17 protein-coding genes and 1 pseudogene are annotated in these 26381 nt (G+C 60.6%); 6 read left to right on the top strand and 12 right to left on the bottom strand.

The window, feature by feature from the left end:
• Nucleotides 1–126: 126 nt before the first annotated feature.
• Both mnxG and PMI23_RS12645 read right to left on the bottom strand, forming a co-directional pair.
• Complete coding sequence (gene mnxG, locus PMI23_RS12650; RefSeq protein ID WP_007913550.1) at nucleotides 127–5961, bottom strand: manganese-oxidizing multicopper oxidase MnxG; 5835 nt, start codon at nucleotides 5959–5961, stop codon at nucleotides 127–129.
• A gap of 199 nt (nucleotides 5962–6160) precedes the next feature.
• Nucleotides 6161–6769 (bottom strand): lytic transglycosylase domain-containing protein, encoded by a 609-nt coding sequence (locus PMI23_RS12645; RefSeq protein ID WP_007913549.1) that lies wholly within the window; start codon nucleotides 6767–6769, stop codon nucleotides 6161–6163.
• A 206-nt stretch (nucleotides 6770–6975) separates the two neighbouring features.
• Between PMI23_RS12645 and gspG the strand changes: the two genes are divergently transcribed.
• The 3 genes from gspG (at nucleotide 6976) to PMI23_RS30015 (ending at nucleotide 9236) form a co-directional block, all read left to right on the top strand.
• Nucleotides 6976–7404 (top strand): type II secretion system major pseudopilin GspG, encoded by a 429-nt coding sequence (gspG, locus tag PMI23_RS12640; protein WP_007913548.1) that lies wholly within the window; start codon nucleotides 6976–6978, stop codon nucleotides 7402–7404.
• Nucleotides 7405–7418: 14 nt separating this feature from the next.
• Nucleotides 7419–8606, top strand: coding sequence for a type II secretion system F family protein (locus tag PMI23_RS12635; RefSeq protein WP_007913547.1), 1188 nt, complete (start codon nucleotides 7419–7421; stop codon nucleotides 8604–8606).
• A 75-nt stretch (nucleotides 8607–8681) separates the two neighbouring features.
• Nucleotides 8682–9236 (top strand): hypothetical protein, encoded by a 555-nt coding sequence (locus tag PMI23_RS30015; RefSeq protein WP_007913546.1) that lies wholly within the window; start codon nucleotides 8682–8684, stop codon nucleotides 9234–9236.
• 248 nt (nucleotides 9237–9484) lie between these two features.
• Here the strand turns inward: PMI23_RS30015 and PMI23_RS12625 are convergent, their stop codons facing one another.
• Nucleotides 9485–10384 carry a LysR family transcriptional regulator gene (locus tag PMI23_RS12625; RefSeq protein ID WP_007913544.1) on the bottom strand — a complete coding sequence of 300 codons (900 nt, stop codon included), beginning with the start codon at nucleotides 10382–10384 and terminating at the stop codon, nucleotides 9485–9487.
• Between the two features lie 161 nt (nucleotides 10385–10545).
• Between PMI23_RS12625 and PMI23_RS12620 the strand changes: the two genes are divergently transcribed.
• Both PMI23_RS12620 and PMI23_RS12615 read left to right on the top strand, forming a co-directional pair.
• A complete protein-coding gene (locus PMI23_RS12620; RefSeq protein ID WP_007913543.1) occupies nucleotides 10546–11568 on the top strand; it encodes an alpha/beta hydrolase in 1023 nt (340 codons plus the stop codon).
• A 108-nt stretch (nucleotides 11569–11676) separates the two neighbouring features.
• Nucleotides 11677–13104 (top strand): mechanosensitive ion channel family protein, encoded by a 1428-nt coding sequence (locus PMI23_RS12615; protein WP_007913542.1) that lies wholly within the window; start codon nucleotides 11677–11679, stop codon nucleotides 13102–13104.
• Between the two features lie 78 nt (nucleotides 13105–13182).
• Here the strand turns inward: PMI23_RS12615 and ycaC are convergent, their stop codons facing one another.
• The 9 genes and pseudogenes from ycaC to PMI23_RS12570 all read right to left on the bottom strand — a co-directional run bounded on the left by ycaC (nucleotide 13183) and on the right by PMI23_RS12570 (nucleotide 25613).
• Nucleotides 13183–13806, bottom strand: coding sequence for an isochorismate family cysteine hydrolase YcaC (gene ycaC, locus PMI23_RS12610; RefSeq protein WP_007913541.1), 624 nt, complete (start codon nucleotides 13804–13806; stop codon nucleotides 13183–13185).
• Between the two features lie 70 nt (nucleotides 13807–13876).
• The gene (locus PMI23_RS12605; RefSeq protein ID WP_007913540.1) at nucleotides 13877–15715 is read right to left on the bottom strand and encodes an amidohydrolase; all 1839 of its coding nucleotides are present in this window, start codon (nucleotides 15713–15715) and stop codon (nucleotides 13877–13879) included.
• A gap of 43 nt (nucleotides 15716–15758) precedes the next feature.
• Nucleotides 15759–16385: an antibiotic biosynthesis monooxygenase gene (locus PMI23_RS12600; RefSeq protein ID WP_007913539.1), complete on the bottom strand. Its 627-nt coding sequence runs from the start codon at nucleotides 16383–16385 to the stop codon at nucleotides 15759–15761.
• Nucleotides 16378–16791, bottom strand: a complete 414-nt coding sequence (locus tag PMI23_RS12595; protein WP_007913538.1) for a DoxX family protein — start codon at nucleotides 16789–16791, stop codon at nucleotides 16378–16380. Before PMI23_RS12595 ends, PMI23_RS12600 begins: the two co-directional genes overlap by 8 nt.
• A gap of 255 nt (nucleotides 16792–17046) precedes the next feature.
• Nucleotides 17047–17405 (bottom strand): annotated as a pseudogene (locus PMI23_RS12590) (DUF6124 family protein).
• A 499-nt stretch (nucleotides 17406–17904) separates the two neighbouring features.
• Complete coding sequence (locus tag PMI23_RS12585) at nucleotides 17905–19506, bottom strand: hypothetical protein (RefSeq protein WP_238539534.1); 1602 nt, start codon at nucleotides 19504–19506, stop codon at nucleotides 17905–17907.
• Nucleotides 19507–19526: 20 nt separating this feature from the next.
• A complete protein-coding gene (locus PMI23_RS12580) occupies nucleotides 19527–20459 on the bottom strand; it encodes an Ig-like domain-containing protein (protein WP_007913530.1) in 933 nt (310 codons plus the stop codon).
• Nucleotides 20460–20529: 70 nt separating this feature from the next.
• On the bottom strand, nucleotides 20530–24576 hold the full coding sequence (locus PMI23_RS12575; protein ID WP_007913529.1) for a hypothetical protein: 4047 nt from the start codon (nucleotides 24574–24576) through the stop codon (nucleotides 20530–20532).
• Nucleotides 24577–24689: 113 nt separating this feature from the next.
• Nucleotides 24690–25613: a LysR family transcriptional regulator gene (locus tag PMI23_RS12570; RefSeq protein ID WP_007913518.1), complete on the bottom strand. Its 924-nt coding sequence runs from the start codon at nucleotides 25611–25613 to the stop codon at nucleotides 24690–24692.
• Nucleotides 25614–25824: 211 nt separating this feature from the next.
• Between PMI23_RS12570 and PMI23_RS12565 the strand changes: the two genes are divergently transcribed.
• Nucleotides 25825–26256: a helix-turn-helix domain-containing protein gene (locus tag PMI23_RS12565; RefSeq protein WP_007913516.1), complete on the top strand. Its 432-nt coding sequence runs from the start codon at nucleotides 25825–25827 to the stop codon at nucleotides 26254–26256.
• The last annotated feature ends 125 nt before the right edge of the window (nucleotides 26257–26381 follow it).

The following is a 26381-nucleotide window of genomic DNA, read 5'->3' as shown; positions in this document are numbered from 1 at the left end:
GCCTGCGCCGCCGTCATCGCTGGCAAGCCAGCTCCCACAGGTTTTTTATCCAGCCCGTCAAACTCACTGGCACCCCAGCTCCCACAAGGATTTGCATCCACAGGCATGTTGTCGTTGCACCTGCTGCTACTGCCCCTGCGGCGCCGGTTCCGGTTCGTTGGTCACCCGCAGCAATCCCCATAACCCGGAGGTGTTGCCGTAGGCGCCGTAGTCGCGGAACAGGTAGTCCCCCGGGATCGCATTGCTACCGCCGGCGCTGGGGATCATGAAGCTGAAGTGCGCGGCCGGCAGGATGCTTTCGTGGGCGCCGATGTACATCGACATCGGGTTGTAGCCGAAGCGCACCGAGCCCACGCCCGGCGAACCCATCGGATAACCACCGACATCGCTCTTCTCGGCCTGGAACGGATTCACCGACCAGACATGCCCGTCGAGCTGGAACGTGGTGCCGCGACTGCCACCGCTCGGCATCAAAATATGCGTGCGCAACGGTTGCCCCGGTTTGGCATACAGCACCGGCGTCTGCGGATCACCGCCGACCAGTGCATTGCTGTAGGCCATGTGCGCGTTGGTCATGTCGCCGTAACCCGCGCCGTCGGCATGCCCGAACGGTGCATCCGGAGCGAGGCCGAAGCGATACCACAGCGGTTCGGTCTTGTAGTTGATCGCCATGCTCGAGTTGTCCTGCGGGTCGGTCGGCACACCGAAGCCCTCAGCGGCAATCCCTTCCACCGGCCGGCCATTGGCCCAACGGGTGTTCAACGCCTTGTGCCAGACCATCGCGAAGTCGCGGTAGCTGGTTTGCCCTGGCGCCGTCACCGTGGCGTTGACCTTGCGTGCATCGTCAACCCAGGTCGCGCCGATCGGCAGAATGCTCATCGCACCACCGAGGCCTTTTTGCGGCTGCTTGATCACGTCCGCCGGGGTGATGTTCAAACCGCCGAACTCCACCGCCGTGGCGTTAATGTTGTCGACGCTGCGGCCCAGTTGCGTCACCGGTTTACCTTCACGCTCCAGATGCCCGGCGTAGTACTGATAGGTACGGGTCGGGTACGCGCCGCTGCTGCCGACACGCGGTGGCACGGTTTGGATCGGGTTGGCGCCGACGTTGGCACCGTCGGATTTAGTGATGTCATACGCCAGCAATTGCGCGTGCAGGCCGACGTGGCTGGACGGCCGCATCAGGTTGTTGCTGAAGGTGGTCGAGCCCAGACCGCTGTTGCGATCACGCTTGACCATGCCTTGCATCACCGCGGTTTGCGTCAGGTCAGGCATCACGCTCGGCAGACGGTTTTCCAGGGTGATGTTGATGCAGTCCCCCGCCGCTGCACGCAGCACCAGCGGCTCGACCGGAATGCCGGGTTTCAGCTTGCCACTGACCGGATCGAGATCGGATTTACGCACATAGAGGATCGCGGTCGGGTCATGCAGCGGCCCGCTCTGCCCGCCAATGGTGATGGTTTCGCCATCCTCCGGATCGGTCACGGTGACTTGTGGAATGCTCACCGTGCGCGAGTTCAGCACCAGGGTGCCGCCCGCCGGATTCAGCGGCCCGCCGACATGTTGACCAAGCCCTTCGGGATCACCGATGGTCAGGCCCAGCGTATTGCCGAGGATGTCGTTGGCCAGCGCCGCGACCACTTCATAGTTGCGCTGCACAGTGGGCCGGGTGCCAATGCCGTTAGGGTTGGCGCCATAGCGCGGGCAACTGCCCTCGAACGCCACGGTGTTGCGCATGCCCGCCGGGCTCGGGTTGTTCGGGATGGCGAACAGGTCGGCGCGTTTGGCGGTGTAGTTGCGCATCACGCCCCAGATACCGCTCCAGTAGCCTTCGATCGAAGCGTCCATCGAGTACAGATAATCGCCCGTGGTCGCCGCCGAACTGGACAGCATCGACACCGGCGCAATAAAGCCCATCTGCTCGGAGATGCCGATCATCTGCGACGCACGCCAGCCAGAGTTGGAGCTGTTGCCGAAACCGGAACCGCTCTGCAGCCATTTCACACCGTGCAGGGTGACGTTGTGCTCTTCTTCATGGCCGCCGGCATGCACCCGCAGCCGCACGTTGTCGCCAGTGTAAGTGCGCAGCATCGGCGTGAACGGATCACCCGGTTCGGCGCCGCCCTTGTTGATGTGCGGCGGGAACAGCGTGGTGCCACCGGTTGGGCCGGTCGCCGAGGTGAGCAGATTCGGCGCCAGGTTCATCGCCGGAATTGCCCGGTCGGTACGGCTTTGCATGGCGAACGACAGATCGCCGCCGAGGCCGTCGGCCTGCATACCGCGCTTGCCGTCGGGGCCGACCTTGTTCGGGTCGTACACGCGCAGGGCCAGCGGTTCGTTGCGATAGTTGACGACGAACATGCCCGGATCATCCACCGAAATCGCCTGCGGACATGGCCGGCTCGGGCAGCCCGGTACCTGACCACCCTGCACTTCCAGCACCCCTTCAAGCAAGTTGCTGGCGTTGTTGCGCACTGGCGGGTTGATTGCGTAGCGGAAGCTGTCGGCGGTGGCCGGGAACGCTTGCGCATTCGGCACACCGTTAGGGCCGGCACCGACGTAGACGCCGGCTTCATAGGCGTGCTGGAAGTCGCTGTATTCGAGAAAGAACTCGCGGAAGCTGTCGTTCTTGCCATCGCCGTCGAGGTCGCCGGTGTTGATCACCGCTTGCCACGACGTCGGGCCGCCGTCCTGGCGCGCGCCGCTGTACAGAGGCTCGCCAGTTTCGGCGTGGAACCAGGTGGAACCGGCCGGTTCCGCCAGCACAGTCGCGTACAGACCGATTTGTTGGTGCGTCGATGGGCCTAAGTGGTCGTGGGTGAAGATCGTGCCGAGGCCGCGATCGACGCCTTTGGCGTTGACCACCGGATCGACGAACCAGCGCTGCATCGCCGTGCGCGCACCCAGCCAGTCGGCGCGGCCGTACTGGCCGAAGAACGGATGGTTCTTGGCTTTCGGGCAGGCTTGAGTGCCGTCACGCGGATCGGTGCCGGCGCACTGGTTGAACTCGCGGATCGCGTGAATGCGTTCCTGCACGGCGCCGGGCGAGAGCACGCCGTCCTCGTAGTTCCAGCCGTTGGAGGAGCCGTCCGCCGAGGTCAGATCCCACTTCGGCAGGTGAATGTGTTGGCCGATCACATCGGTCGGCGTGCGCACCTGATAGTCGTCCATCTCATAGGTGGCCGGCACCAGGTTGGTTTGCTGGTATTGCACGCAATCGAAGGTGTTCATGCGCATCACCAGCGGTTCTGGCGGACGCTGCTTGGTGATCACCGGCCAGGCGTCTTCCCACAGCGCGAGAATGCGCGCCTGCGGAAAGTGATAACCGACCTTGTTATACACCGCGTCGAACTGGATATTGGCGGCTTTGTAGATCCGTGGGCGGTCGGCGGTGAAGCTCGAGGCGCCGACGAAGGACATGCCGTCGATGCGTTCACCGCTGGCGAATTCACCACTACCGGCGCTGGCGGTCAGGCGTTTTTGCCGGTCATCCATGCACGGTTCGTAGTACGGCGCGCCGGCCATCGGCAAGGCACCGTTGGTGCGGAACGCCTTGGCCACCACTTGATTGCCGGGCAGCAAGGCGTAGCTTGGGTGATCTTTTTTCGCGTGGAAGGCCATCGCGGCCTGTTCGACTTCGGTGCCTTCTTCCGGCAGGTAAATAGGTTTGGCGCGAGTGACTTCCTTGGAGAAATCCAGCGAAGTGGTCACGGTGTGCGCTTCGCCACCCGCCGCAACGCCATCCAGTGCGTGCCGTTGCAAGCCGCCATCCCAGCCGCCGGACTGCGCCGGGTCGAGGTTGGCCCACAGCGCTTTGCCGCTGGCCTTGAGCGATTGCGCGGTGGCTGCGTCGAGCATGTCCAGTGGCGGAGTTGGTGGCCGTTGGCCGACCGAACTTTCCATGCCGCCGATCCAGAACGGATAGCCAGGGTTTTTCAGGCTGCCGTCGGCATTGCGGTTGGCTTCGCTGCGATCGACCAGCGCCAGCGAGCCGATGGCTTGACCACCGCCATTGCCGCCATGGTGCTCGCCGTCGTCATCGCCCTCTTCTTCGTCATCGTCGTCATCATTGCCGGCGACCAGGGTTTCGCCGATTTTCGGCACCACCACGACTTTGCCCGGCATCGGTGCCATGGCTTTGCCGGGCAGCGGCACGATGGCCGGAATCGGCGTACCGGCGACGATTTCACCATCGGGCAAGGCCCGTGCACCCGCCGCCGGCTTGCCGCTGCGCAAGGCAAACGGTTCGCTGTGATAGCCGTCGGCGCCCTGCTGCGAAACATCAAGTCGAGTGCCTTCTTCGAAGACATCGTGCACCCGCCACATGGCCCACATGCCCTGGGCAAAGTGCGGATAGAAATGGCAGTGATAGATCGCATCGCCGGCCACGCGGTTGCGGTTTCCCGACCCGCCATTGGCGATTTCATAGGTGTAACCGGCACCCGGACCGATGCCCTGGGCGTCGACGTAATCGGAGTTGTCATCGTTAGGGTTGAACAGCCACTGATGGCCGTGCAAGTGGAAGATGTGCTGCTCGTGGCCATTGTGGGTATTGCGGAATTTGACGAAGTCACCGATGTAGCTGTGGTTGACGTTCGACGGCTCCGATGGATACAGCGCCATGGTCGCTTTCACACCGATCTGATCGGCGCGCGGTGTCTGGCCGGGGGCGATGTTCTCAAGCCCGGTATTGGCCGGCACATCCACTAGCATCGCCACATCGCCGACGGTGTGCGAGCTGAGGAAGAATTCTTCATAGGCACACGACAGGCAGTCGTGCATCGGCCCCACGCCCAAACGGTTGGCGACCACTTCGGCGCCCATGCCGCCGGAGCCGTAGTTGATCATGAACGAGTCGCGGGTCGGCTCCAGCACATGGGCCATCACCGGGTCGGCCCAGTACGCTGGGAACGCTTGGGTGGCGGCGGTTTCATCCTGGAATTGCGAAGCGAAATCGCGGAACGCTTCGAGGCGGTTGGGAATTGCCGGGTTGCGTTTTCCCACCGACTCCAACGGGTAGGTGCTGGACGGGAAGCTGCCGTCGGCGTTACTGCCCATGACAATCGCGTCGCTTTCGCTGGAAATGATTTCATTGCCATCGACCATGCCGATGATCGGCGTACCGGCCTTGCCTTCGCGCAACCACGGTTCACGCTGTGGATAGCGCGCCTGGTAGTCGACGATGGGTTGACCGGTGGGTGCGCGGCCCGTAGTGGCCAGGCGCATTTCTTCTTCGGTGAGGGTGTTGCGATAGGTGCGACCGCCCTTGGGCAGGACGACGACCTGGCCGAACAGTCCGTTGGCAACGTTGCCGGCCGCGCCCTCGCCGCCAAACGTTGCGCCACGGCTGCTCACGGCAAACGCGCCTTCACGTTCGGCGAACAAGGTGTAGGAACGGCTCGCGCCGGGTGGCACCAGAGTGTTGGCGTTGCGCCCGGTGAAAGAAGAAATGTCATCGATGCTGTTTACCGCTTGCAGGCCGTTGACTTGAAAGCCGACGTGACGGTCGGCGACCTGCTCGTCGACTTTGAAGTCTTCGGCGCCGTTGGCGTTTTCCACGCCCTCTTCTTCGCCCTCGTTTTCAAAGTGCTTGTTCGGGTTGGCCTGATAGTCGAGCAGGTTCTGCAAATTGATCGTCAGGCAATCGCCGGCGGCCACGCGCAACACCAATGGCCGTGGACGCTTGTCCGGGCGCAACGAGACTTTGCCCGGCACTGCGGCACCGCCGTAAGCCAGCGACTGCTCATGTTCATCAACGACATCGCGGCGCAGGGCGAACATCATGCCGTTGATGTTCTGCGCGCCGAGGCGGTTGAACATCAGCGGTTGATCGAAGGCGACGACGTTGGCCACCAGGTTGCGCTCGCAACGTACGGCCGCGCCGGCCAGCTCGACGCTGAGCATCGAGGCCAGAATCAGCAGCCAGTTAATCAGGGACGGAGCGTGAGGAAAGCCAGCCATGATCAGGAACCTCGTAGTGGGTGTTCGTGGGAACACTTCTCGACAAATGCCTCGGAGCAATCCGCGTGCCACAAAAAATTGCATTAGTGTTCAATCAGTTACCGCGACCACTTGAGAATCCGGGGAATATTCCCCACCCCTTTTCCCCACTTTTCGGGTGTATCCGGTTTGCCCCGAAAGTGGGGAAACCGGGTTGGGGTCACAACGGCGCATCCATCGCCAGGCCTTGCAGACGCCGGTACTGACGCAACACGTTCGGCACGTAGCGCTGGGTTTCGGCGAACGGCGGAATCACCCGGCCACGGCTGAGCACCGCGTCGGGCCCGGCGTTGTAAGCCGCCACGGCAAGGGCGATGTCGTTGTCGAAAAGGGTCATCAGGCGCTTGAGGTATTTGGCCCCGCCCTGGATGTTGGCCTTGGGGTCGTAGACGTCGGTCACACCCAGCTCGCGCGCGGTGTCGGGCATCAACTGCATTAGCCCGCCGGCGCCTTTGGGGGACGTGGCGCCGGGGTTGTAATGCGACTCGGCGTTGATTACTGCATGCAACAGCGCTTCGGGTAATTGATTGACCTTGGCTGCCGCCGAGACCAGTTCCGCGTAGGGCTGGTTGGCGATCATTTGCGGCTGTTGATCGAGACTTGCCACAGGCATTTCAGCCTCGTGGATAACCCGCTCGTAGGCACGTCCGGGCCGGTGAACGTTGGACAGTACATAGCTGCCCTTGGCGTCCACCGAGATGAACACATCGGCCTGCGCGGCGCCGCTGAGCAGCACACAACCGAGCAATCCGCTGGCAAGGAATTTCATGTCGGGCCTCCCCGGATCGACCCCGATAAATTGGGGGAAATGCCCCAATGGCCGATCACGTTTGAGCCATACGCAAGCACTGTGCCGACTCTTGAGAAGCCCGTATTTAAAGGGTTTCAGCGTACAAGCGGGTTTTCAGTGGGGCCTGAGCATGGCAATTGCATAAGCCCTTCAGGCGACACGGCTGCCACTCACGGGAGGTCATCATGAAGCTGCAATTTCGTCCGCGTGGCCAACGCGGTTTTACCCTGCTCGAATTGCTCGTGGTGCTGGTGGTGCTCGGCCTGTTGGCCGGGATCGTCGCGCCGAAATACTTCGCCCAACTCGGTCGCTCCGAAGTGAAGGTGGCCAAGGCACAGATCGAAGGACTGAGCAAAGCGCTGGATATCTATCGACTGGAAGTCGGTCACTACCCGTCCACCGAACAGGGCTTGCAAGCCTTGGTCACCGCACCGAGTGACGAGGCGAAATGGACAGGGCCGTACTTGCAGAAAAAGCTGCCGCAGGATCCGTGGGGACGTAATTACGCCTACCGCTATCCCGGCGAAAACAGCGAGTACGACCTGCTGTCGATGGGCAAGGACGGCCAGCCCGGTGGCGAAGGTGAAAACGCTGAAGTGACCAACTGGCAGTAAGCGGAGCGCGGCCCATGCGATTTCATTTGAAAGCGGTCGGCAAGGCTGGGGTGGTGTCCTTGAGCGTCGAAGCACCCGGCGACAGCGAAGCACGGCGGATCGCCGAGGATCAAGGTTTGCGGGTGCTCAGCTCGCATGCCGACAAGCATTGGCGCTCGCTGAAACTGCGCCAGCGCGAGACCTTCAACCTGGTTTTATTCAGCCAGGAACTGACCACGCTGCTCAATGCCGGTCTGCCGCTGATCGACGCGCTGGAAAGCCTCGCCGAAAAAGAAACCGCCCCCGCGGCCCGGAAAACCTTGAGTGAGCTGGTGCGCCTGCTCTACGAGGGTAAATCCTTCTCGCAGGCGTTGGGCCAGTTGTCGGCGGTGTTCCCGCCGCTGTACGTGGCGTTGGTACAGTCCAGCGAGAAGACCGGCGCGGTCGGCGATGCGCTGGGGCGCTACGTCAGTTATCGCCAGCGCATGGACGAGGTGCGGCAGAAGATCATCAGCGCCTCGATTTACCCGATGCTGTTGCTGATCGTCGGTGGTGGCGTGGTGTTGTTCTTGATGGGTTATGTGGTGCCGCGTTTCAGTCTGGTGTTTGAAGGGCTGGGCAATAACCTGCCGTGGCTGTCGCAGGTGTTGATGAGCAGCGGGATGTTTCTGCATGCGCATCAGGCTGAATTTTTCGGTGCATTGGCAGCGCTGGTCATCGCCCTTGCCGTGCTGCAAAAGCAACCGGCGTTTCGCCGTGGGCTGGATCGACTGGTGGAAAAACTGCCGGCCGTGCATCAACGGATTTTCATGTATGAGCTGGCGCGGTTTTACCGCTCATTGGGGATTCTGCTGCAAGGCGGGATTCCGCTGGTGACCGCCATGGCCATGGTGCGCGGTTTGCTCACCGTCGCTTCGCGGACGCGGCTGGATCAGGCCTGCGAGCGGGTGCGCGAGGGACAGTCGCTGTCTACCGCGCTGGAGCTCAATCACCTGGTGACGCCGGTCTCGCTACGACTGCTGCGGGCCGGTGAACAGTCCGGCAACCTCGGGCAGATGATGGAGCGCAGCGCCGATTTCTACGACGAGGAAATCAGTCGCTGGCTGGAGTGGTTCGTGAAGTTGTTCGAACCGCTGCTGATGACCTTTATCGGCCTGCTCATCGGGGTCATCGTGATCCTGATGTACATCCCGATTTTCGAACTGGCTTCGAGTATTCACTGACTCCGGGAACGGGTCCGATCCCTGCAAAAACGCACTTTTACGTTCCCAAACAAAACCACAAAGACGGAGAACGATATGCACGTTAAAAAGCTCGTGCTCGCAATGGCCATCGGCGCAGTTCTGTCGGCGTCTACGGTCCTCATTCCGGACAGTGTGTCCGGGGTGTCCAGTGCTTATGCCAAGGATGGTGGGAGTGGTGGTGGAGGCAGTGGGGGCGGTAGCGGAGGGGGCGGCGGCGGAAGTGGAGGCGGAAGTGGAGGCGGAGGAAGTGGCGGGGGCGGCGGCGGTCACGGTGGCAGCGGTGGCAGTGGTGGTGGAAATGGTGGGGGCGGAGGCAGTCACGGCGGGGGCGGCAACAGTGGTAGTGGCGGTGGCAACAGTGGCCACAGCGGCAGCGACCACGGCTCGGGACACTCGGGCGACAGCGGCTCATCCGGTCGCAGCGGCACGCACGCCGAAGCGGGAGATGACCATGGCGTCCACCGCGCTGGTGAAGTCGGTGATGACCACGGGGTCCACCGCGCGGGCGAAGTCGGTGATGATCGTGGCGTGCATGCTGCAGGCGAAGTCGGCGATGATCGTGGCGTACATGTCGGCGGCGAGCCGGGCGATGACAAGCGCGCCAACTGATCCATCCTGAAAACACCACACCCCCTGTGGGAGCTGGCTTTCAGGCAAAATTGTATTACCTGACACACCGCCATCGCTGGCAAGCCAGCTCCCACAGGGTTTTGTGGCGTTTACATATTCCGCAGACAACCATAATCCCAATGTAGGAGTGAGCCTGCTCGCGATAGCGGTCATTCTGACACTGAAGCTGTGACAGACAGAATGCTATCGCGAGCAGGCTCACTCCTACAGTTTGATTTGCGTACGGCTCAGAGGGCGACGTGGCTCTCGTTCAGGCGTTCGCGCAAAAACTCGACCAACGCCTGCACCGGTCTCGAGGCCTGGCGATGCTGTGGATAAACGGCTGAAAGTGTCAGCGGTTCCGGCCGCAAATCATCCAGCACCGGCACCAGCCGGCCATCCTTCAACGCCGCGCCGACAATGAACGTCGGCAGATAAGTAATGCCCATCCCCTGCACCGCCGCATCCCTGAGCAACTCGCCGTTGTTCACGCGCATGCGCCCGGTGACGTTGACCAACACAGGCTTGCCCTGCCCCGCATTGAACCGCCACTGCACCGAACGCCCATGCCCATACGGCAGGCAGTCATGGCTGTGCAGGTCTTCGGGTTGCTGCGGCGTGCCACGCTCGGCGAGGTACGCCGGGCTGGCGCAGTACACCCGCTCGATCGACGCGATACGCCGGGCAATTAGCGTCGAGTCTTCCAGTACGCCAATGCGCAGCGCCAGATCGTAGCCCTCACCGAGCAAATCCACCGGGCGGTCACTCAAATCCACCTCGACCGTGACCTCGCGATAGCGCTGCAAAAACATCGGCAGCAGACACCCCAGATGCGCCACGGCAAACGACAGCGGCGCACTCAGGCGAATCGTCCCGCGTGGCTCGGCGGTCTGCCCGGCGATGCCCTGCTCCACTTGCTCGACTTCGCCCAACAGGCGCAACGCCGATTCGTAATAACTCTGCCCCAGCGGTGTGACGTCGAGGCGCCGCGTCGAGCGGTTCAACAAGCGCACGCCGAGGCGCTCTTCCAGTTGCATCAAGCGCCGACTGACGAACTGCTTGGACAGGCCCAATTGATCGGCCGCTGAGGTGAAGCTGCCGGAGTCCATGACCTGGCAAAAAATACGCATGTCTTCGAACGGGTTCATTGTCACTCTCTGGTGGACAGTTAAACGCTTTATAGCCGCTTTTTCACTTTCGAGCAGCTCATTAATCTGTGCTCACGGTGTTGCTGAGGCCTGAAGCCCAGCGCCACAGCAGCCCGCAACCCAGGCATAAAAAATCAAAAATATTCAAAAGGATTTCCACCATGAACATCGTCAAGAAAACCCTCACCGCGTCCCTCCTCGCCCTGTCCATCGGTAACGCCTTCGCCGCCGAAAACAGCGGTGTCGAACACAACACCCAAGCCTTCCTCAACGCCCTCGCCGCCGGTGGTGGCAAACCGCTGGAGCAACTGAGCCCGAAAGACGCCCGTGCGGTGCTGACCGGTGCGCAGGCTTCGGTAAAAGTGGACCTGTCCGGTGTTGAAGTCAGCGACAAGGCGATCAAGGTCGATGGTCAGACCATCAACCTGAAAGTGGTGCGTCCGGCCCAGGTCAAGGGCGAGTTGCCGGTGTTCATGTTCTTCCACGGTGGCGGCTGGGTGCTCGGTGATTTCCCGACCCACCAACGGCTGATTCGCGACTTGGTGGTGGGCTCTGGCGCCGTCGCGGTGTACGTCGATTACACGCCGTCGCCGGAAGCGCAGTACCCGACCGCGATCAACCAGGCTTACGCCGCAACCAAATGGGTGGCCGAGCACGGCAAAGATATCGGTGTCGACGGCAAGCGCCTGGCAGTAGCGGGCAACAGCGTCGGCGGCAACATGGCAGCGGTCGTGGCGTTGATGGCCAAGGAACAGAAAGCCCCGGCGCTGCGCTTCCAGTTGCTGATGTGGCCGGTGACCAACGCACAGTTCGACGACGGTTCGTACCAGCAATTCGCCGAGGGCCACTTCCTCACCAAAGGCATGATGCAGTGGTTCTGGGACAACTACACCACCAACCCGGCCGAACGTGCGCAGATCCATGCCTCGCCGCTGAATGCCAGCGCCGAACAGCTCAAAGGCTTGCCCGCCGCCCTGGTGCAGACCGCCGAATTCGACGTGCTGCGTGACGAAGGCGAAGGTTATGCGCGACACCTTGATGCGGCCGGTGTAGCGGTGACCTCGGTGCGCTACAACGGGATGATTCATGACTTCGGTTTGCTCAATCCGCTGAGTCAGATTCCTGAGGTGAAAGCGGCGGTGCGTCAGGCGGCAGCTGAGCTGAAAACTCATCTGAATCCATAACGGCAAAAGATCGCAGCCTGCGGCAGCTCCTACATTGGAATACGTTCTCCTGTAGGAGCCGCCGCAGGCTGCGATCTTTTCACTTGCAGACACCACGGAGCCAAGGTCATGACATTTTTCTACACCCACCTGCTGTCCTGGAGCGCCGCCCTGCTGTTGCTCGACGCCGTGCTCTGGCACTTCTCGCCCTTCAGCCATCGCGCCCCGAGAGTCGCTGTGCGGCTGGTGCTGTTTCTGGCGTTCACGGCGCTGGTGATCAACGCCGGTGTCAGCCCGCTGCAAGCACCGCTGTTCGCCGATGACCGTGTCGCGCAACTGGGGGCGACGGCGTTGGGGATTCTCTGGTGGCTGTACGCGGCTCGCGTGTTGACCGAAGTCATCGGGCTGGCGCTGATGCGCCGCATCGGCCACAGCGGTCGGTTGCTGCAGGACGTGATCGGTGCGCTGGTGTTTCTGGTGGCCATCGTTGCGGCCGCCGGTTACGTGCTGGAACTGCCCGTGAAAGGCTTGCTGGCGACTTCGGGGGTGGTGGCCATCGTTGTCGGTCTGGCGCTGCAAAGCACCCTGGCTGACGTGTTTTCCGGGATCGTGCTCAACACCACCAAGCCGTATCAGGTGGATGATTTCGTGGTGATCGACGGCGTTGAAGGCAAAGTCTTCGACATCGACTGGCGCGCCACCCACCTGCTGACCAGCGCCGGGACCATGGCCGTGGTGCCGAACTCGGTCGCGGCCAAGGCGAAGATCGTCAACCTCAGTCGCCCGAACAACATGCATGGCGTGTCGATCAGCATTCAGGTACCGAATCACATCCGCCCGCGTCGTGTTCTGGATGCGCTTGATCGCACCTTGCAAGGCAGCAGCAGTTTGCTCCTCAGCCCGGCGCCGAAAGCCGTGTTGAAAGAGGCCGGTGAAACCATGTCGGAATACGTCGCCAGCGGCTTCATCGCCGAGCTCGGCAAGAAAAGCGAAGTGCGCAACCAACTGTTCGACCTCGCCCACCGGCATCTCGAAGCAGCCGGCATTTCGCGGCATCCGGACGGTGTGATCGAACCGTCGACCCGTGCTCGTGCGTTGCTTGATGAGGTGAAAATCTTCCGCTCGCTGAGCAGTGAGGAGCGTGATCGTCTGGCGGAATCGATGGTTGCGCAACAATACACCGCAGGCCAGGTGGTGCTGGATCTGGATGAAGTGCCGGACAGTCTGTTCGTGATTGCCACCGGCGTCGTCAGTGCGACTGTGGCGGATGGCGACAGCAAGGTCGAGGCCGGGCGGATGGGGCCGAGTGAGGTCATGGGTGAACAGAGCATTCTGGCGGATACGCCGTCGCAGGCGACGTTCACGGCGTTGACGTCGAGCATCATTTATCGGCTCGACAAGAATCTCACTCGTGAGTGCATGGAACAGCGCACGGAGGTGGGCCGGGCGTTGAACAAGTTGCAGGCGGTGCGTCAGCAGAACAGTCGCCTCGCGTTGATGGCCAAACCGGTGGCGGTGAGGAAAGGTGGATTTTTGGGATGGTTGCAGAAGCGTTGAAAGCAAAAGATCGCAGCCTGCGGCAGCTCCTACATGAGAACGCATGTAGGAGCTGCCGCAGGCTGCGATCTTTTGATCTTACTTGGCAGTGAACTTGGTATAGCTGTTGATCAGGTTGCGATAGTTAGGCAGACGCTCCGACAGCAAATGTGCCAGACCTTCCATATCATTGCGCCAGTCGCCCTGCAGCTCGCACGCCACCGAGAACCAGTTCAGCAGGTGGGCACCCGCCGCCGACATCCGCGCCCACGCCGCTTGCTGCACGGTAGTGTTGAAGGTGCCCGACGAGTCCGTCACCACAAACACTTCGTACCCTTCAGCAATCGCCGACAAGGTCGGGAACGCTACGCAAACATCCGTCACCACACCGGCAATGATCAGTTGCTTGCGCCCGGTTGCCTTGATCGCTTTAACGAAATCTTCGTTGTCCCAGGCATTGATCTGGCCCGGACGCTGAATGAACGGTGCATCCGGGAACTGCTCACGCAGTTCAGGGACGATCGGGCCGTTGGGACCTGCGTCGAAACTGGTGGTCAGAATGGTCGGCAGCTTGAAGAACTTGGCGATGTCGCCCAGCGCCAGCACGTTGTTCTTGAATTCGTTCGGGGTGAAATCCTGGACCAGCGAGATCAGACCGGTCTGGTGATCGACCAGCAGTACGACCGCATCATCTTTGTTCAGACGTGTGTAAGGAACGCTCATGGGAAAACTCCTGATGGACGGATGGATGAAGCGTTGAGCGCCGACCGGATGACCGGCGCTTCAGGGGAAATCAGAAAGCGAAGCAGGAGCAGCCGAACGCGCCCCAGAAACCGGCGAAGTCGCTGACCGGTGCGTTCGACATCCGCGCCTTTTCATGGCTGTGGGTGTGCACCGCGCACGGGCCGCTGCACTGGTGAACTTGCGCCTGCAACGGCGAATTCGGCCGCCAGTGGCCCGGGACTTTCACCACCGGCGACCAGTCCGGCAACACCGGAATCGAGCGCGGGCCGAGGTCTTCGAAGTCGCCGGCGGCGTAAACAATTTTGCCGCCGACCACGGTCATGACCGATTCGATCCACTTGATCGCTTCTTCCTCGACATGGAAGAAGTCCGCGCTCAGCGCCGCCAGATCCGCCAGTTGCCCGACCTTGATCTGGCCCTTCTTGCCCTGCTCCGAGGAGAACCAGGCGCTGCCGTGGGTGAACAGTTCCAGTGCGGTGGTGCGCGGCAGACCTTCTTCGTACAAGGCCAGACCGCCGACCGTGCGACCGCTGACCATCCAGTACAGCGAAGTCCACGGGTTGTAACTGGAAACGCGCGTGGCATCGGTGCCCGCACCGACCGGCACACCTTCGGCGAGCATGCGTTTGATCGGCGGGGTCGCCTCGGCGGCTTGTTTGCCGTAGCGGTCGACGAAGTACTCACCCTGGAACGCCATGCGATCCTGGATCGCGATGCCGCCGCCCAGCGCTCTCACCCGCTCGATGTTTTGCGGGGTGATGGTTTCGGCGTGGTCGAAGAACCACGGCAAGCCGTTGAACGGAATGTCACGGTTAACCTTCTCGAACACGTCGAGCATACGGCTGATCGATTCGTTGTAGGTCGCGTGCAAACGGAACGGCCAGCGCTGCTCGACCAGGTGGCGCACCACCGGCTCCAGCTCTTCTTCCATGGTCTGCGGCAGGTTCGGGCGTGGTTCGAGGAAGTCCTCGAAGTCCGCCGCCGAGAACACCAGCATCTCGCCGGCGCCGTTGTGACGCAGGAAGTCGTCGCCCTGATGCAACTTGACGCTGCCGGTCCAGTTCTGGAAATCGCTCAGCTCTTCTTTCGGTTTCTGGGTGAACAGGTTGTAGGCGATGCGCACGGTCAACTGGTCGTCTTTGGCCAGTTGCTCAATCACCTGATAATCGTCCGGGTAGTTCTGGAAACCGCCGCCGGCATCGATCGCACTGGTCAGGCCGAGGCGATTGAGCTCGCGCATGAACTGGCGGGTCGAGTTGACCTGATATTCCAGCGGCAGCTTCGGCCCCTTGGCCAGCGTCGAGTAGAGAATCATCGCGTTAGGCCGCGCAACGAGCATGCCGGTCGGGTTGCCGTTGCTGTCGCGGACAATCTCGCCACCCGGCGGGTTCGGCGTGTCGCGGGTGTAACCGGCGACGCGCAGTGCGGCGCGATTGAGCAGCGCACGGTCATACAGGTGCAGGATGAACACCGGGGTGTCCGGCGCGGCCTGATTGATTTCTTCCAGAGTCGGCATGCGCTTTTCAGCGAACTGGAATTCGTTCCAGCCACCGACCACGCGCACCCATTGCGGGGTCGGCGTACGGTCAGCCTGATCCTTGAGCATGCGCAGCGCGTCGGCCAGCGACGGCACGCCTTCCCAGCGCAATTCGAGGTTGTAGTTCAAACCGCCACGGATCAGGTGCAAGTGCGAGTCGTTGAGACCCGGGATGACACAGCGGCCATGCATATCGACCACTTGCGTGTTCGGCCCGCGCAGGGCCATGGCCTGGTTGTCGTTGCCGACGACGACAAAGCGGCCGTCGGTGATGGCCACGGCACTGGCCAGCGGTTTGGTGCGGTCTACGGTATGAAACTGGCCATTGAATAAAATCAGATCGGCGCTCATCGCAGTTCCTCAAGCAAAGTGAAAAGGAGCGAACCTCGCGCGCTCAACGCGGCGAGGTGTCTTGGGAATTGAGGTGTTCATGGGCCTGGCTGGCTTCGAGCCATGGCGAAAACAAACGGGTGACCGGCGGCATCACCACGTACACCACCGACAGGACGATGGTCAGGGTGATCAGGAAAGTAGCGACCACATAGTTGGAAAGAAGCGGATGCAGCGCCAGCAGCGGCCCCCAGATCAGTGGCACGAGCAAGGTGTGCGGCAGAATCACCAGCAGCGTGACCACCGCTTGTTTCCAGCGCGGCGGCGGCGAAGCGGCATCGGCCAGTGGCGTAAACCAGAATTCATTGATCGGTGCGACTTCGGTCTGATCGCCATCAGCCAGCATCGGCGCGGCTTCGGCGACCAGCGCCTGACGCTGCGACGACTCAAGCCACCCCTGCATCGCGTCGGTGCTGCTGAAACGCAGCACACAGGTGTAGAAGTCGAGGCGGCCGCGCTTGCCGCGCACCACGTCCACACCCAAATGCCCCTCACGCTGCCCCGCCACGCGGACGATATTGCGCAGCCAGGCCTCATACGCTAACTCGAAACCGGCCTTGACCCGGTGTTTGATGATCAACGTGACCGTCTCATCGGCCCCCGGTGACTGTGGATTGAGGACTTCAGGCATAACGCAACACTCCGGGCAAACGAACAGAAATCGCCAGCCGTCCCGGCCCGGCGATCAACACAGTGCTAAACAGGATCAGCAGCAACCAGCCGAACTGCCCCTCGGCCACACTCCATTGCGGATGCACGACCAGCAACGCCACCAGCAGCACAAAGAGAATAGGCACGCAGGCCAATCGTGCCAGTAACCCGGCGACGATCAGTAGTGGGCAGAGGACTTCGGCGAAGATCGCCAGGATCAAAGTGAGGTGAGATCCGAGGTGGAACGGGTCTTCGATCAGTTGCAGTTGCGCGGTGAAGTCGAGCAGCTTGGGCAAGCCGTGGACCCACAGCAGAAACAACCCGCCACTGACCCGCAGGAACAGCAAACCGATGTCGCGTGCCTGTTCATCTGTTGAGGCATTCATGACCCGACCCTTGAAATGTCATTGGCTGGAATCATGCCAATGATGGTCGGGAGGAAATTGGATGGGTGTGCTCAGTTCTTGCGATCAACCAGGTTGCCGGGAACGCCGAAGAACTCTGTGGGAGCTGGCTTGCCAGCGATAGCGGAGTGTCAGGCGACGTCGCTGTTGGCTGAGCTGACGCCATCGCTGGCAAGCCAGCTCCCACAGGGTTTCTGAGCGCCCCAAGTTCCGCGTGGGAACGATCAGTGGTCCGGGTTAGCCCGGTAACTCCAGGTTATCCAGCACCCGGTTCACCGCCAGCTCGCCGAGCATGATCAACTGCGCAATCCCCAACAACGCCCGACGCTGCGGCGCGGGCAACAGGTGGGCGACATCCTGGGCGATGGTTTTGGCCGAGGCGAGTGTTTCGCTGGCATCGGTCAGCAGGTCTTCGTTTTTGGTGTCAGCGGTCACGGCATACATGCCACGGGTTCTGCGTGGGTCGGCGTGGAGCCGGGTGGAAGGAGGTAATGGTCGAGGGCGCGGTCGGCGGCTTCGTGGAGTTTTCTCGAATCGATGGATTCGTAGGGGGATGTGGGGTCGATGTCTGGCGGGTTGGGTGTGACTTTAAACATGGTGAATCTCCTTTTTAGAGCCGGGATCACCACGTCCTGTCGCTAAACAGGATGGGTGGCGACCGTATGCAGGTTAGCGAACCGGTAAAAAGGCAACCCGGTAGACCCGAAGGTCTCCCGCATACAGCCGCCATAGCGAAGTGCAGACGATAGCCTGCAACGAAGCATGGAGCGCTGATGCACTTTTTTTGGTCCGAGTCGCTAAACCCGATCGCTGAGTTTTCAGCGACCACCAAACGATAGAGACCGGGCCACAAGCGCACAAGCCGGCGGATTCTGGCGTAGCTGTAGGCAAAGGCGCAAGGATGCGTAGCCTGAAAGAGTGTCTGTGGGTGTTGCTTAAACAGCGATGTTTAAACCACCCAACAACTCAGGGATCACGCCGCTCCCACAGGGGATCAGTGCTGTATTTGAGATTTGCGCAGGGATTCAGCTAGCCGGGATATCCAGCGGCGCTGCCATGACTGGTTTAAGGTTGCCGAGTGCAAAGGAGCTGTGTTCATTGAACGTTACCACTGCTCGATTTCGGTGAATCCGCCCCCAACCATTGATCCGCTGGATCGTAATCGAACACATATGCACTTCTCGATGCGTTAGAGGCTACCCGTACAATCGGCAGAAAGTGCCCGGTCTGGTTGAAATAGTCCCATTGAAAAAATTGAGCGTTCAGACGCCCCGAAGCCGCGACGTAAAAGAACGCTTCCAGAGGTAGCTGCGCAGGGATGTCCTGTGGCCAGTTAGCGATGATAACCTCGTTGTGTACGCGCTGATCAGTGGCGTTGAGTCGAGCACGCGCTTCGACGCTGACCGCAAACGGCGCCTGGTTCCCATTGAGGCTGCAGCCGTGATATCGGCTGGCCTGTGCGTAAAAATGAGTGATCACCTCCTCCACATCACTTATGCCTTGCTCATCACACGGCCGGCTATCTTGGGGGGCATCGGAATGCCCATTGCAGCTGTCGCTTCGATAAAAAGTCGCACCGTCGAACGGGAAAGAGCAACGCAAGGTCAATGGATAACCTGTCGGAGCCGCGAGCTCCTTCATGATCAAGCCCTCGTTCTTGGCCCAAGCCAGAACAGGCAAATGCACATCCGCCCGCAGATAGGAAAAAGACACACCATTGCGCTGAATCGAACCGGGGCTGGGGTTCCACGCATGAAAGTTCGGCGAGGCGTCGGTGGTGCGTATCAACACGCCGTTGCAGTTATAAGCGGCGGTATTGCCCCGGCATGCCATGGCGGTATCGGCGTAACGCGCATTCAGTCGCGCCGCCACTTCATAGCCGCTGTAAACCTGCTCCTTGAGATCGAAACCGAACACGGCATCGGGCCCCTGCATCAGGTCCATGCGCATGATGGGCAACCAGTCGCCGGTCGCGATGAAGTAAGCCCGCTGATCTCTCTGCGCGCCGAGTAACGCGGCGGGTTGCGTCATGTCGTAGTACAGGCCTTGTAGCGGTAGTTGTTTCGGTGCGCTGACATCCCAATTGCGCAACTGCACCTGCATCGACCGAACCGACCATTCGTTATCAATGCCCTGATGTGCCAGCAGGCTGGCCCTGAACTGTGCCGGGGCAAGGCTGCTCAATGAACACTGCTTTGCTGTTTGTAAATCCTGCTGATGAAAATGCGTCAACCAGCTCTCGGCATCGGTCACGCCTTGGGCAGCGCAAGAACTGCTGTCACGTCCTGACGTCACTGCGCCGCAACCAAAGTCTGGTCTATCGTCATCCAGTGCCAGTTCGAATGGATAGGCACATAACACGTTCAGCGTTTTACCCAGACCTATGGCAGTGAATGAATCACTGAAGACAACGCCGTTGGCTGATGACAAGGTGCGAGTCCCCAGGTCGCTGCGCAGATAGACAAAAGCCTCGGCCCCCAACTGCGTGGCGACCTCACCGTGTTTCCAGAACTCAAGAGCCGGATCACTGCCGCGCACCAGCACACCGCTGCAAAAATACGCTGGGTTGGCGCCCGGGCATTCGGCCGTGGTGTTCTGATAACGTCTGTTGAGCAACTGCGCGGTTTCCGGGCCGGTGGCGGCGAGGACCGGACCGCTGAGCAACAGCAATGCCAGCAGGTATCGGGTTATCTGCATCCGTGCGCCTTGCATGGCTTCTACCCCCTGCCCTTTTGACGCTTCGCTTGAGTCGCACTAACCCCGAGGACCTGCCAATACGTGTCCTTGTTGTGCGCACTGGCATTGTCATTGACAGAATCGCCGTTAAGGTCATAAGTCCACGCGGTACCGCCACCCAGATCTTCGCCGGTCCATACGGGATAGTTCAGCCACTCAAGGTAATCGGCCACCGGGCCGGCGTCGGGGAAGTACAGCGTCCACATGCGTTTGATCTGGGTCAGCGTGACCGGCTGCAATTTTGCTGTTTCGCACAGTGTGAGCATCCCTTGAAAATCCGCGCTGTGGGTAAGGAAGTGCACTTCAACAATGCCCTTCACAGTCAACGGGTAGGTTCGGGTCTGGCTCTGGCTGTCGGTGGCGCTGATCGTACAGTCGCCATTGCGAAGCGCAGTGACTTCGCCCGACAGCGTATCGACACTGGCAATGGCCGGATCGCTGCTGGTGTATTGATAGGGGCCACTCCCCCACTGCGCAAGACGCGTCATTCTGGCCGCTTCGGGTAACTTCATCGGCGGTTTATCAACCGACACCACATGGTTGTGCGCGCTCAGATCGAGGGCCGCCTGCGCGTCAAAACCTGACTGCAATAGAAGCTCCAGTCTTTGCGACGGCACACGATCGCCGCCATAGAACTGCACTTCGAAGTGAATGGGGACGATGTCGTTTGCGTCGGCAATCAATTCACTGCCAAGCACGGTGAAGGTGACGTCTTTGCCAACAGCGGTGGGGCCAATCGGGATGTCATCGGTGTACTCGCCGACACTAAGAAAAACGTGATCACGGTAGGCCATGTCGTCATAGGGTTTGATTCTGACCGTCACGCCTTTGGCCGGAATATTCGCAGGATCGAGTACATCGCCGGGCGCTTCGTCTACCGACGGTTTGAGCGGGGTGTTTGTTGTTTTGTGCATGGTGAGACCTCACACGGCGCTCGGTCGAGCGCCGTGTTCCGGGTTTGAAGCAAGGCTCAAGGGCAAGCGTTCAACGCCCGGTATTCAGCTCGGCCCAGCGACTGGCCAGAAGTGCCCGGCCTCTGGAGATCGGAGTGGCGTGATAAGACACCTTGCCCCTCAGCCGCTCCTGTACGGCGCTGCTGTCCCCGCCGCCATCGGCATGTCCCCAGGTCACGACGCGGCCGTCAGCGGTTAGCGCAGTAAACCCATGAGTGTTGTCGTATAGCGCTTGTACCTGAGTCAGCTCAGTGACGACCGTCGAGGTGTCGCCACCTACAGTCGCATTCCCCCAGGCGACCACTGTGCCGTTCTTGCGCAACGCGGCAAAAGCCATGGAGGAACCACACACCTGAACAATGTCATCGAGCGCCGCGATTTCGGCAGGCACCAGACCACCCTCCGCGGGAGTGCCCCATGCCACTACATGACCGTTGCCTCGGCGCGCTGCGAATGCGCGCCAGGTGGAACTGACCTCGACTATGTCCGTGAGCCCGCCGATCAGCGCGTCAATCGTCCCGCCGTACGCGGCCGTTCCCCACGCCACCACCTGCCCGGTGGCACGCCTTGCAGTGAAGGCCTGCGCGTTGGCGCAGCTCAATTCGATGATGTCGGTCAGCGACGCAATTTCAGCCGGCACTGCGCCGCCATAGGTGGCGTGGCCCCAGCCGACAATCCGCCCATTGCCACGATGCGCGGCAAAGGCACCAAAGCTGCCGATCAGATTGTCGATATCGGTCAAGCCTGCAATATCACCGGGAACCACCCCACCGTTTGCCGCCAGGCCCCAGGCCACAACATTCCCGGCGGATCGTTTTGCTGCAAAAGCCTGACCCGCCGCCACCACTCGAACAATATCCGTCAGTGCGCTGATGTCTGCAGGAACACTACCTCCATCGGCAGGTGTGCCCCAGGCAACCACCTGCCCGGTCGTCTTCAACCCGGTGAACGCGGTCGCATTACCGATGACTTCGACAAAACCCAGCGGATCCATACCGCTCATGCTTCCGCCCTCGGCGGCGGTTCCCCAGGCGACAACTGCACTATTGGCGCGGCGAGCCGCATAAGCGCTGCGCGTGCAGCTCACCTCAACGATGTCATCCATGGTGATGATGGTCGGAGGAATATTGGCACCGTACGCAGCGTTGCCCCAACCGGCGACATCCCCGACATCTCGGTGAGCGACGAAAGCCGCGAGTCCTGTGACCGTGGTATCGATCCCGTTGCCAATAATGTTGGCTGAGTTGAGCGTGACCAGATCATCGGCAGTGCGCACTTGCAGCGGCTGCTGCGGTGAGGTGTCGCGCCAGGTGGCGGCGGTCATCCACTCGGTGTCCGAAGCGTACTTCCACTGCGCTTGCAGCGCCTGCCCGGTGGTGGCATTGAATGCGCTCAGTACACGAGTGGCACTGGACGCGCGATAAGTACTGCGGTTATAGCGCGCCCCCATGATCTTCAGGGTGCCGCTGCCAATGACCCGGCGAACATCGTAAACCGTCGGCACCGACGGGCCATCGGTCCCTCCCGCCTTGCGCTTGACCTCATAACGCAACGAGATGCTGTCATCGAGGTTGGCGCTGATCACCGTGTGGGCCACCTTGATCACGCTGAGTTCTTTGTCGGCCTCTGCTGCCAGAACCGTGTGGGGGTAAGGAGTGGTGGTTTTGCCAACCACGGTCACGGTGATTTCATCGTCGGTCTTCAACCGAGCAGTTGCCGGGATCACTACCGTTGCGCCGTTGGGGTAGACATCGTCCGGGTTCAACTGATCCTTTTGCGAGCCCGTGGCTTCCCGGAAGGTGGCAACCGGCAGCCGGAACTCCTGCGCTTGCACGTCAAACTCATAAGGTTTGCCGTCCGCCTCGCCGCCGTTAAACAACTCGACCCGATAATCGACAGTCACTTTTTTGTTCAGGCTGGCCTGCACAACGGACAGGTCAACAGTGAACTCGATCGGTTTGCCCTTGTTATTGCCACTGACCGCTTTGTCATCGGTGTAATTGACCACTCCGTCCGATGATGCCCAGGTCATATAGAAGTGATCGCCGGCATTCTCGGGATCATTGGCCGGTATCTCAACGGTTGCTCCGTCCGGAACATTGGCCGGGTCGAGAATGTCATCCAGCGCCTGCACCACGCGGGCCGGGTCCAGCAATTGCCGAGATTCGCCGACGGAGAACACGAGGGGGTTGGAATAACTGAATGTGTCCGTCTCCTTGCGCCATATTTTGTACTTGGCCGTGATCATGGACCCGCGATTTGGCTCAATATGCTCGGCTACGAACGTTTGGCTGAGTCGGAATGACACGTCCATATTCTCGTTGAGCACAGTAATGTCGATGATGTCGCCGGTCTTGCCTGTTTTTGCCCCGACCCAATCGAAAGCCACCTTATCACCGCGTTTCGTCGGCGTGACGATGGGGTTGAGAACAGTCAGCCGACCAACGCCGTTGGGTAAATCAGCAGGCTCCAGTGAGCCATTGTTTTCGCCCAGCACGATCGGTTTGACCAACTCGAATTTTGGCTCGCCCACGCTCAGCGATGCCGCGGGACGCGACACACGCCTGACAATTTCATCGCTCCCATCCACACTCAAATGGACATACGACAGCACCAGTGTTCCGCCCTCAATGGTCTTCAAGTGCAAGCCTTCGACAGTGAGGAAGAAACCGATCGGGTCGTCGATTTCCTCCCGGCTCGGTGTATACCTTTCGAATTCCGGGATATAGGCACTGCCATCCGGACGTTTACCGAACCACACCAGTTCAAACGCATCGCCATAGTTGAACAGCGAATCAGAGCGAATCAGAATCCGGGTACGTGCCAGGTCAGGGTCAATGGCGCCCTGGTTTTCATCTTCAGCAACAGGGGCATCCAGGCGCGTGGCCTCGCCGTTGACTTGCACGAACTGACCTTTGGATTGCAGCGGATCGGCAATTCCCTCGCGCTCGACCTCATAAGAAAAAATCACCTGGGTTGCGACAAGCCTGCGCAGATCCGCATTCTCGAACTCGAACTCATAGGTGTGGGGAAGATTGTCGACCTCCTGCCTCGGCGCAGTGAACGTGACGGCTTCACCGTCGGCGCTGGTACCGCTGACTTTTACTACAATCCAGTCCTGATGTTTGAATTCGCTCGAGGTTGCCCAGACCTGAACAACGACGTTTTTTTCACCCAACCGGTCAAGGTCGAGAACATTGTTGAGCGCATCCTTGACAATAGGGGCAACCAGCCGATTGGTGTTGAGCGAAACCCTGATCCGGGTTTCTTTACACCAGTCCTCCGAATAGTTGTGGACGATATCGCGCACGCGAAAGCTCACGGCCAGGCCCACCGCATCGGTATCACCTGCTTTTTCTATAATCGCCCGCTTGACGTAAATCGTGATGGGATTCTTCACCGGATCACTGATTTGCTCCGCCGTCACCGGGTCGCCCCAGATAAAAATGCCGCCCCAACTGATCTGAGGCTGGTCGCCCACGGCAATCTCAGGATAGGGTTCGCCGCTACCGGATGCGTTTCGAATGACGATAGGCACACCCGCTTTCGGCGCATCCGGATTACCCTCATCATCCGGATCCACCGGAATGTTGTCGCTGTCCACTCCACCAGAGACAAATTCCGGCGGGATGAACATGTACAGATTGGAATGCCCCGGCCCCTCCTCCGTATCCTGTCCGCCGGGAATTTCCAGCTTGACGAATATTTTCAATGGCGGCGTGTACGTCTCGGCGGGATCCAGGCCTAATCGCTTTACCCAATAGTCGATTTCATGGGAGCCCGAAGCAAGATGCCGCGGAGCAACGAACAGGGTCGCACGCTGATCAGATTCTGATTGATCACGAATGGTGTACCGATCCACCTCGACAGAGCCTTTCCTGAGCACCACCAGGTCGCCTTTACTCTTGGTCGTCCATGGGCTGAGGTAGACCTGCAACCCTTCGTCCGGATAGACCCCTTTCGCCGCAGCGTGATTGATCCCCCACTCTCCCGAGGGAAGGATGGGAAGCGTACGACCGGTGATATCCGGCTCAGGAAGTGCCAGCGTTGCGATCTGTTTTTTGAGTTTTAAAAGCATGACAAAACACTCCTGCCGGGGGATTAGGCGACGGAGTGATTAACAGCCAGAAACAGAAAATCGTCACCTGTCAGATCTGACAGGTACAGAGCAATTTCCGACGAGCGGAGGGGTCAACGTGGCGGTATATCCAACGGCGCCGCCATGAACTGGCTGATCCGCGAGCGCAGCCATTTCTCCGCCGGATCGTTGTCATGCACCCCGCTCCAGGCCATCGACAATTGCGCCGCATCAATCGGAAACGGTGGATCTTCGGCGCGCAGCGCACAACCTTCCACCAACGCGCAGGCGGCGTAATCCGGCACAGTGGCGATCATCTCGGTGCCGGCGAGCAAGGCGCGCAACCCGCTGAACTGCGGCACACCCAAGACCACGCGGCGCGTACGGCCGACCTTGGCCAGATCCATATCGATATTGCCGCTCAAGTCGCCCGAGAACGACACCATCGCGTGCGGGCGCTCGCAGTATTCGTCGAGGGTCAGCGGCCCCGGTCGGTCGTCGCCGCGCAGAACCTTGCAGGGAATGTCGCGCAAGGTCTTGCGCTTGGCATTGGCCGGCAGATCGGTGGTGTAACTGACACCAACGGAGATTTCCCCAGAGGCCAACAGTGCCGGCATCAGCAGGTAGTTGGCGCGGCGCACCACCACGACAATCCCCGGCGCCTCTTGCTGAAGCTGACGCAACAACGGCGGAAACAGGCCGAATTCGGCGTCGTCCGACAAGCCGATGCGAAACACATCACAACTGCTCGCCGGCTCGAACTCCTTGGCCCGGCTGACCGCTCCGGAGATAACGTCCATCGCCGGTTGCAGCTCTTTGAGAATCGCCAGTGCCCGCGCGGTCGGCTCCATGCCGCGACCGTTGCGCAACAGCAAAGGGTCGTCAAACAGATCGCGCAAACGCCCCAACGCGGCGCTGACGGCCGGTTGCCCCATAAACAGTTTTTCAGCGACGCGGGTCAGGTTCTTTTCGAACATCAGCGCTTCGAAAATCACCAACAGGTTCATGTCGACGCGACGCAGATCGTTACGGTTCATGGGCACGGATTCCTTTTAGCCAGTCAGACGCCAGTGCTACGCACTTTACGCGATCAACGGGACTGTCAGCGCCGTTTCGCAGCGAAATTAACAACGATTAACTCGTCACCCCCCCGCCCTCAGCCAACAATGAATGCCACTGCGCAGCGTTGTTTTTTTGACCTGAGGGGATGCGCCGACCGTGCATTCCCCATCGACACGGACTTTGGCCATGGCTCACTTACAGCACAGCGTCGCCCTCGCCCCTGCCAACGAACCACGCAAGACCGGCGTCGGCGGACTCAGTCCGCAACGTGAACGACAGGTCAAACAACTGATCCTCGAACGCCTCGGCGAAAGCCTTGAGGTCACCGAACTGGCTCGCGCCTGTTCACTGTCACGCAGCCATTTTTCCCGCGCCTTCAAGTGCAGCACCGGGCTGTCACCGCAGGACTGGATTCGCACCCAGCGCCTGGCGCGGGCCAAGCTGTTGATCCAGCACACCGACCTGAGCCTGACGCAAATCAGCCTGGAATGCGGCTTCTGCGATCAGGCGCATTTCTGCCATATGTTCACCCGCAGCGAAGGCATCAATCCGTTTGCCTGGCGCTGCCAGATCATGCGTGAACCCAAAGCTCACCGTGCACAGCCTGCCGTGTTTTGATCGCGGCCCCCGTTGCACTGACGCTCAAACCTGAGGATTATGCCGGGACACCCCGGATTAGAAGGCCTGCGCACGCGCCCGGCACTACTCCGCTCTGTCCGCCGCAGCACCGCAGGAGTGAGCTG

It is taken from the genome of Pseudomonas sp. GM24 (assembly GCF_000282235.1).
Lineage (GTDB): Bacteria > Pseudomonadota > Gammaproteobacteria > Pseudomonadales > Pseudomonadaceae > Aquipseudomonas.
This window is presented reverse-complemented; position numbering and strand designations above follow the sequence as displayed.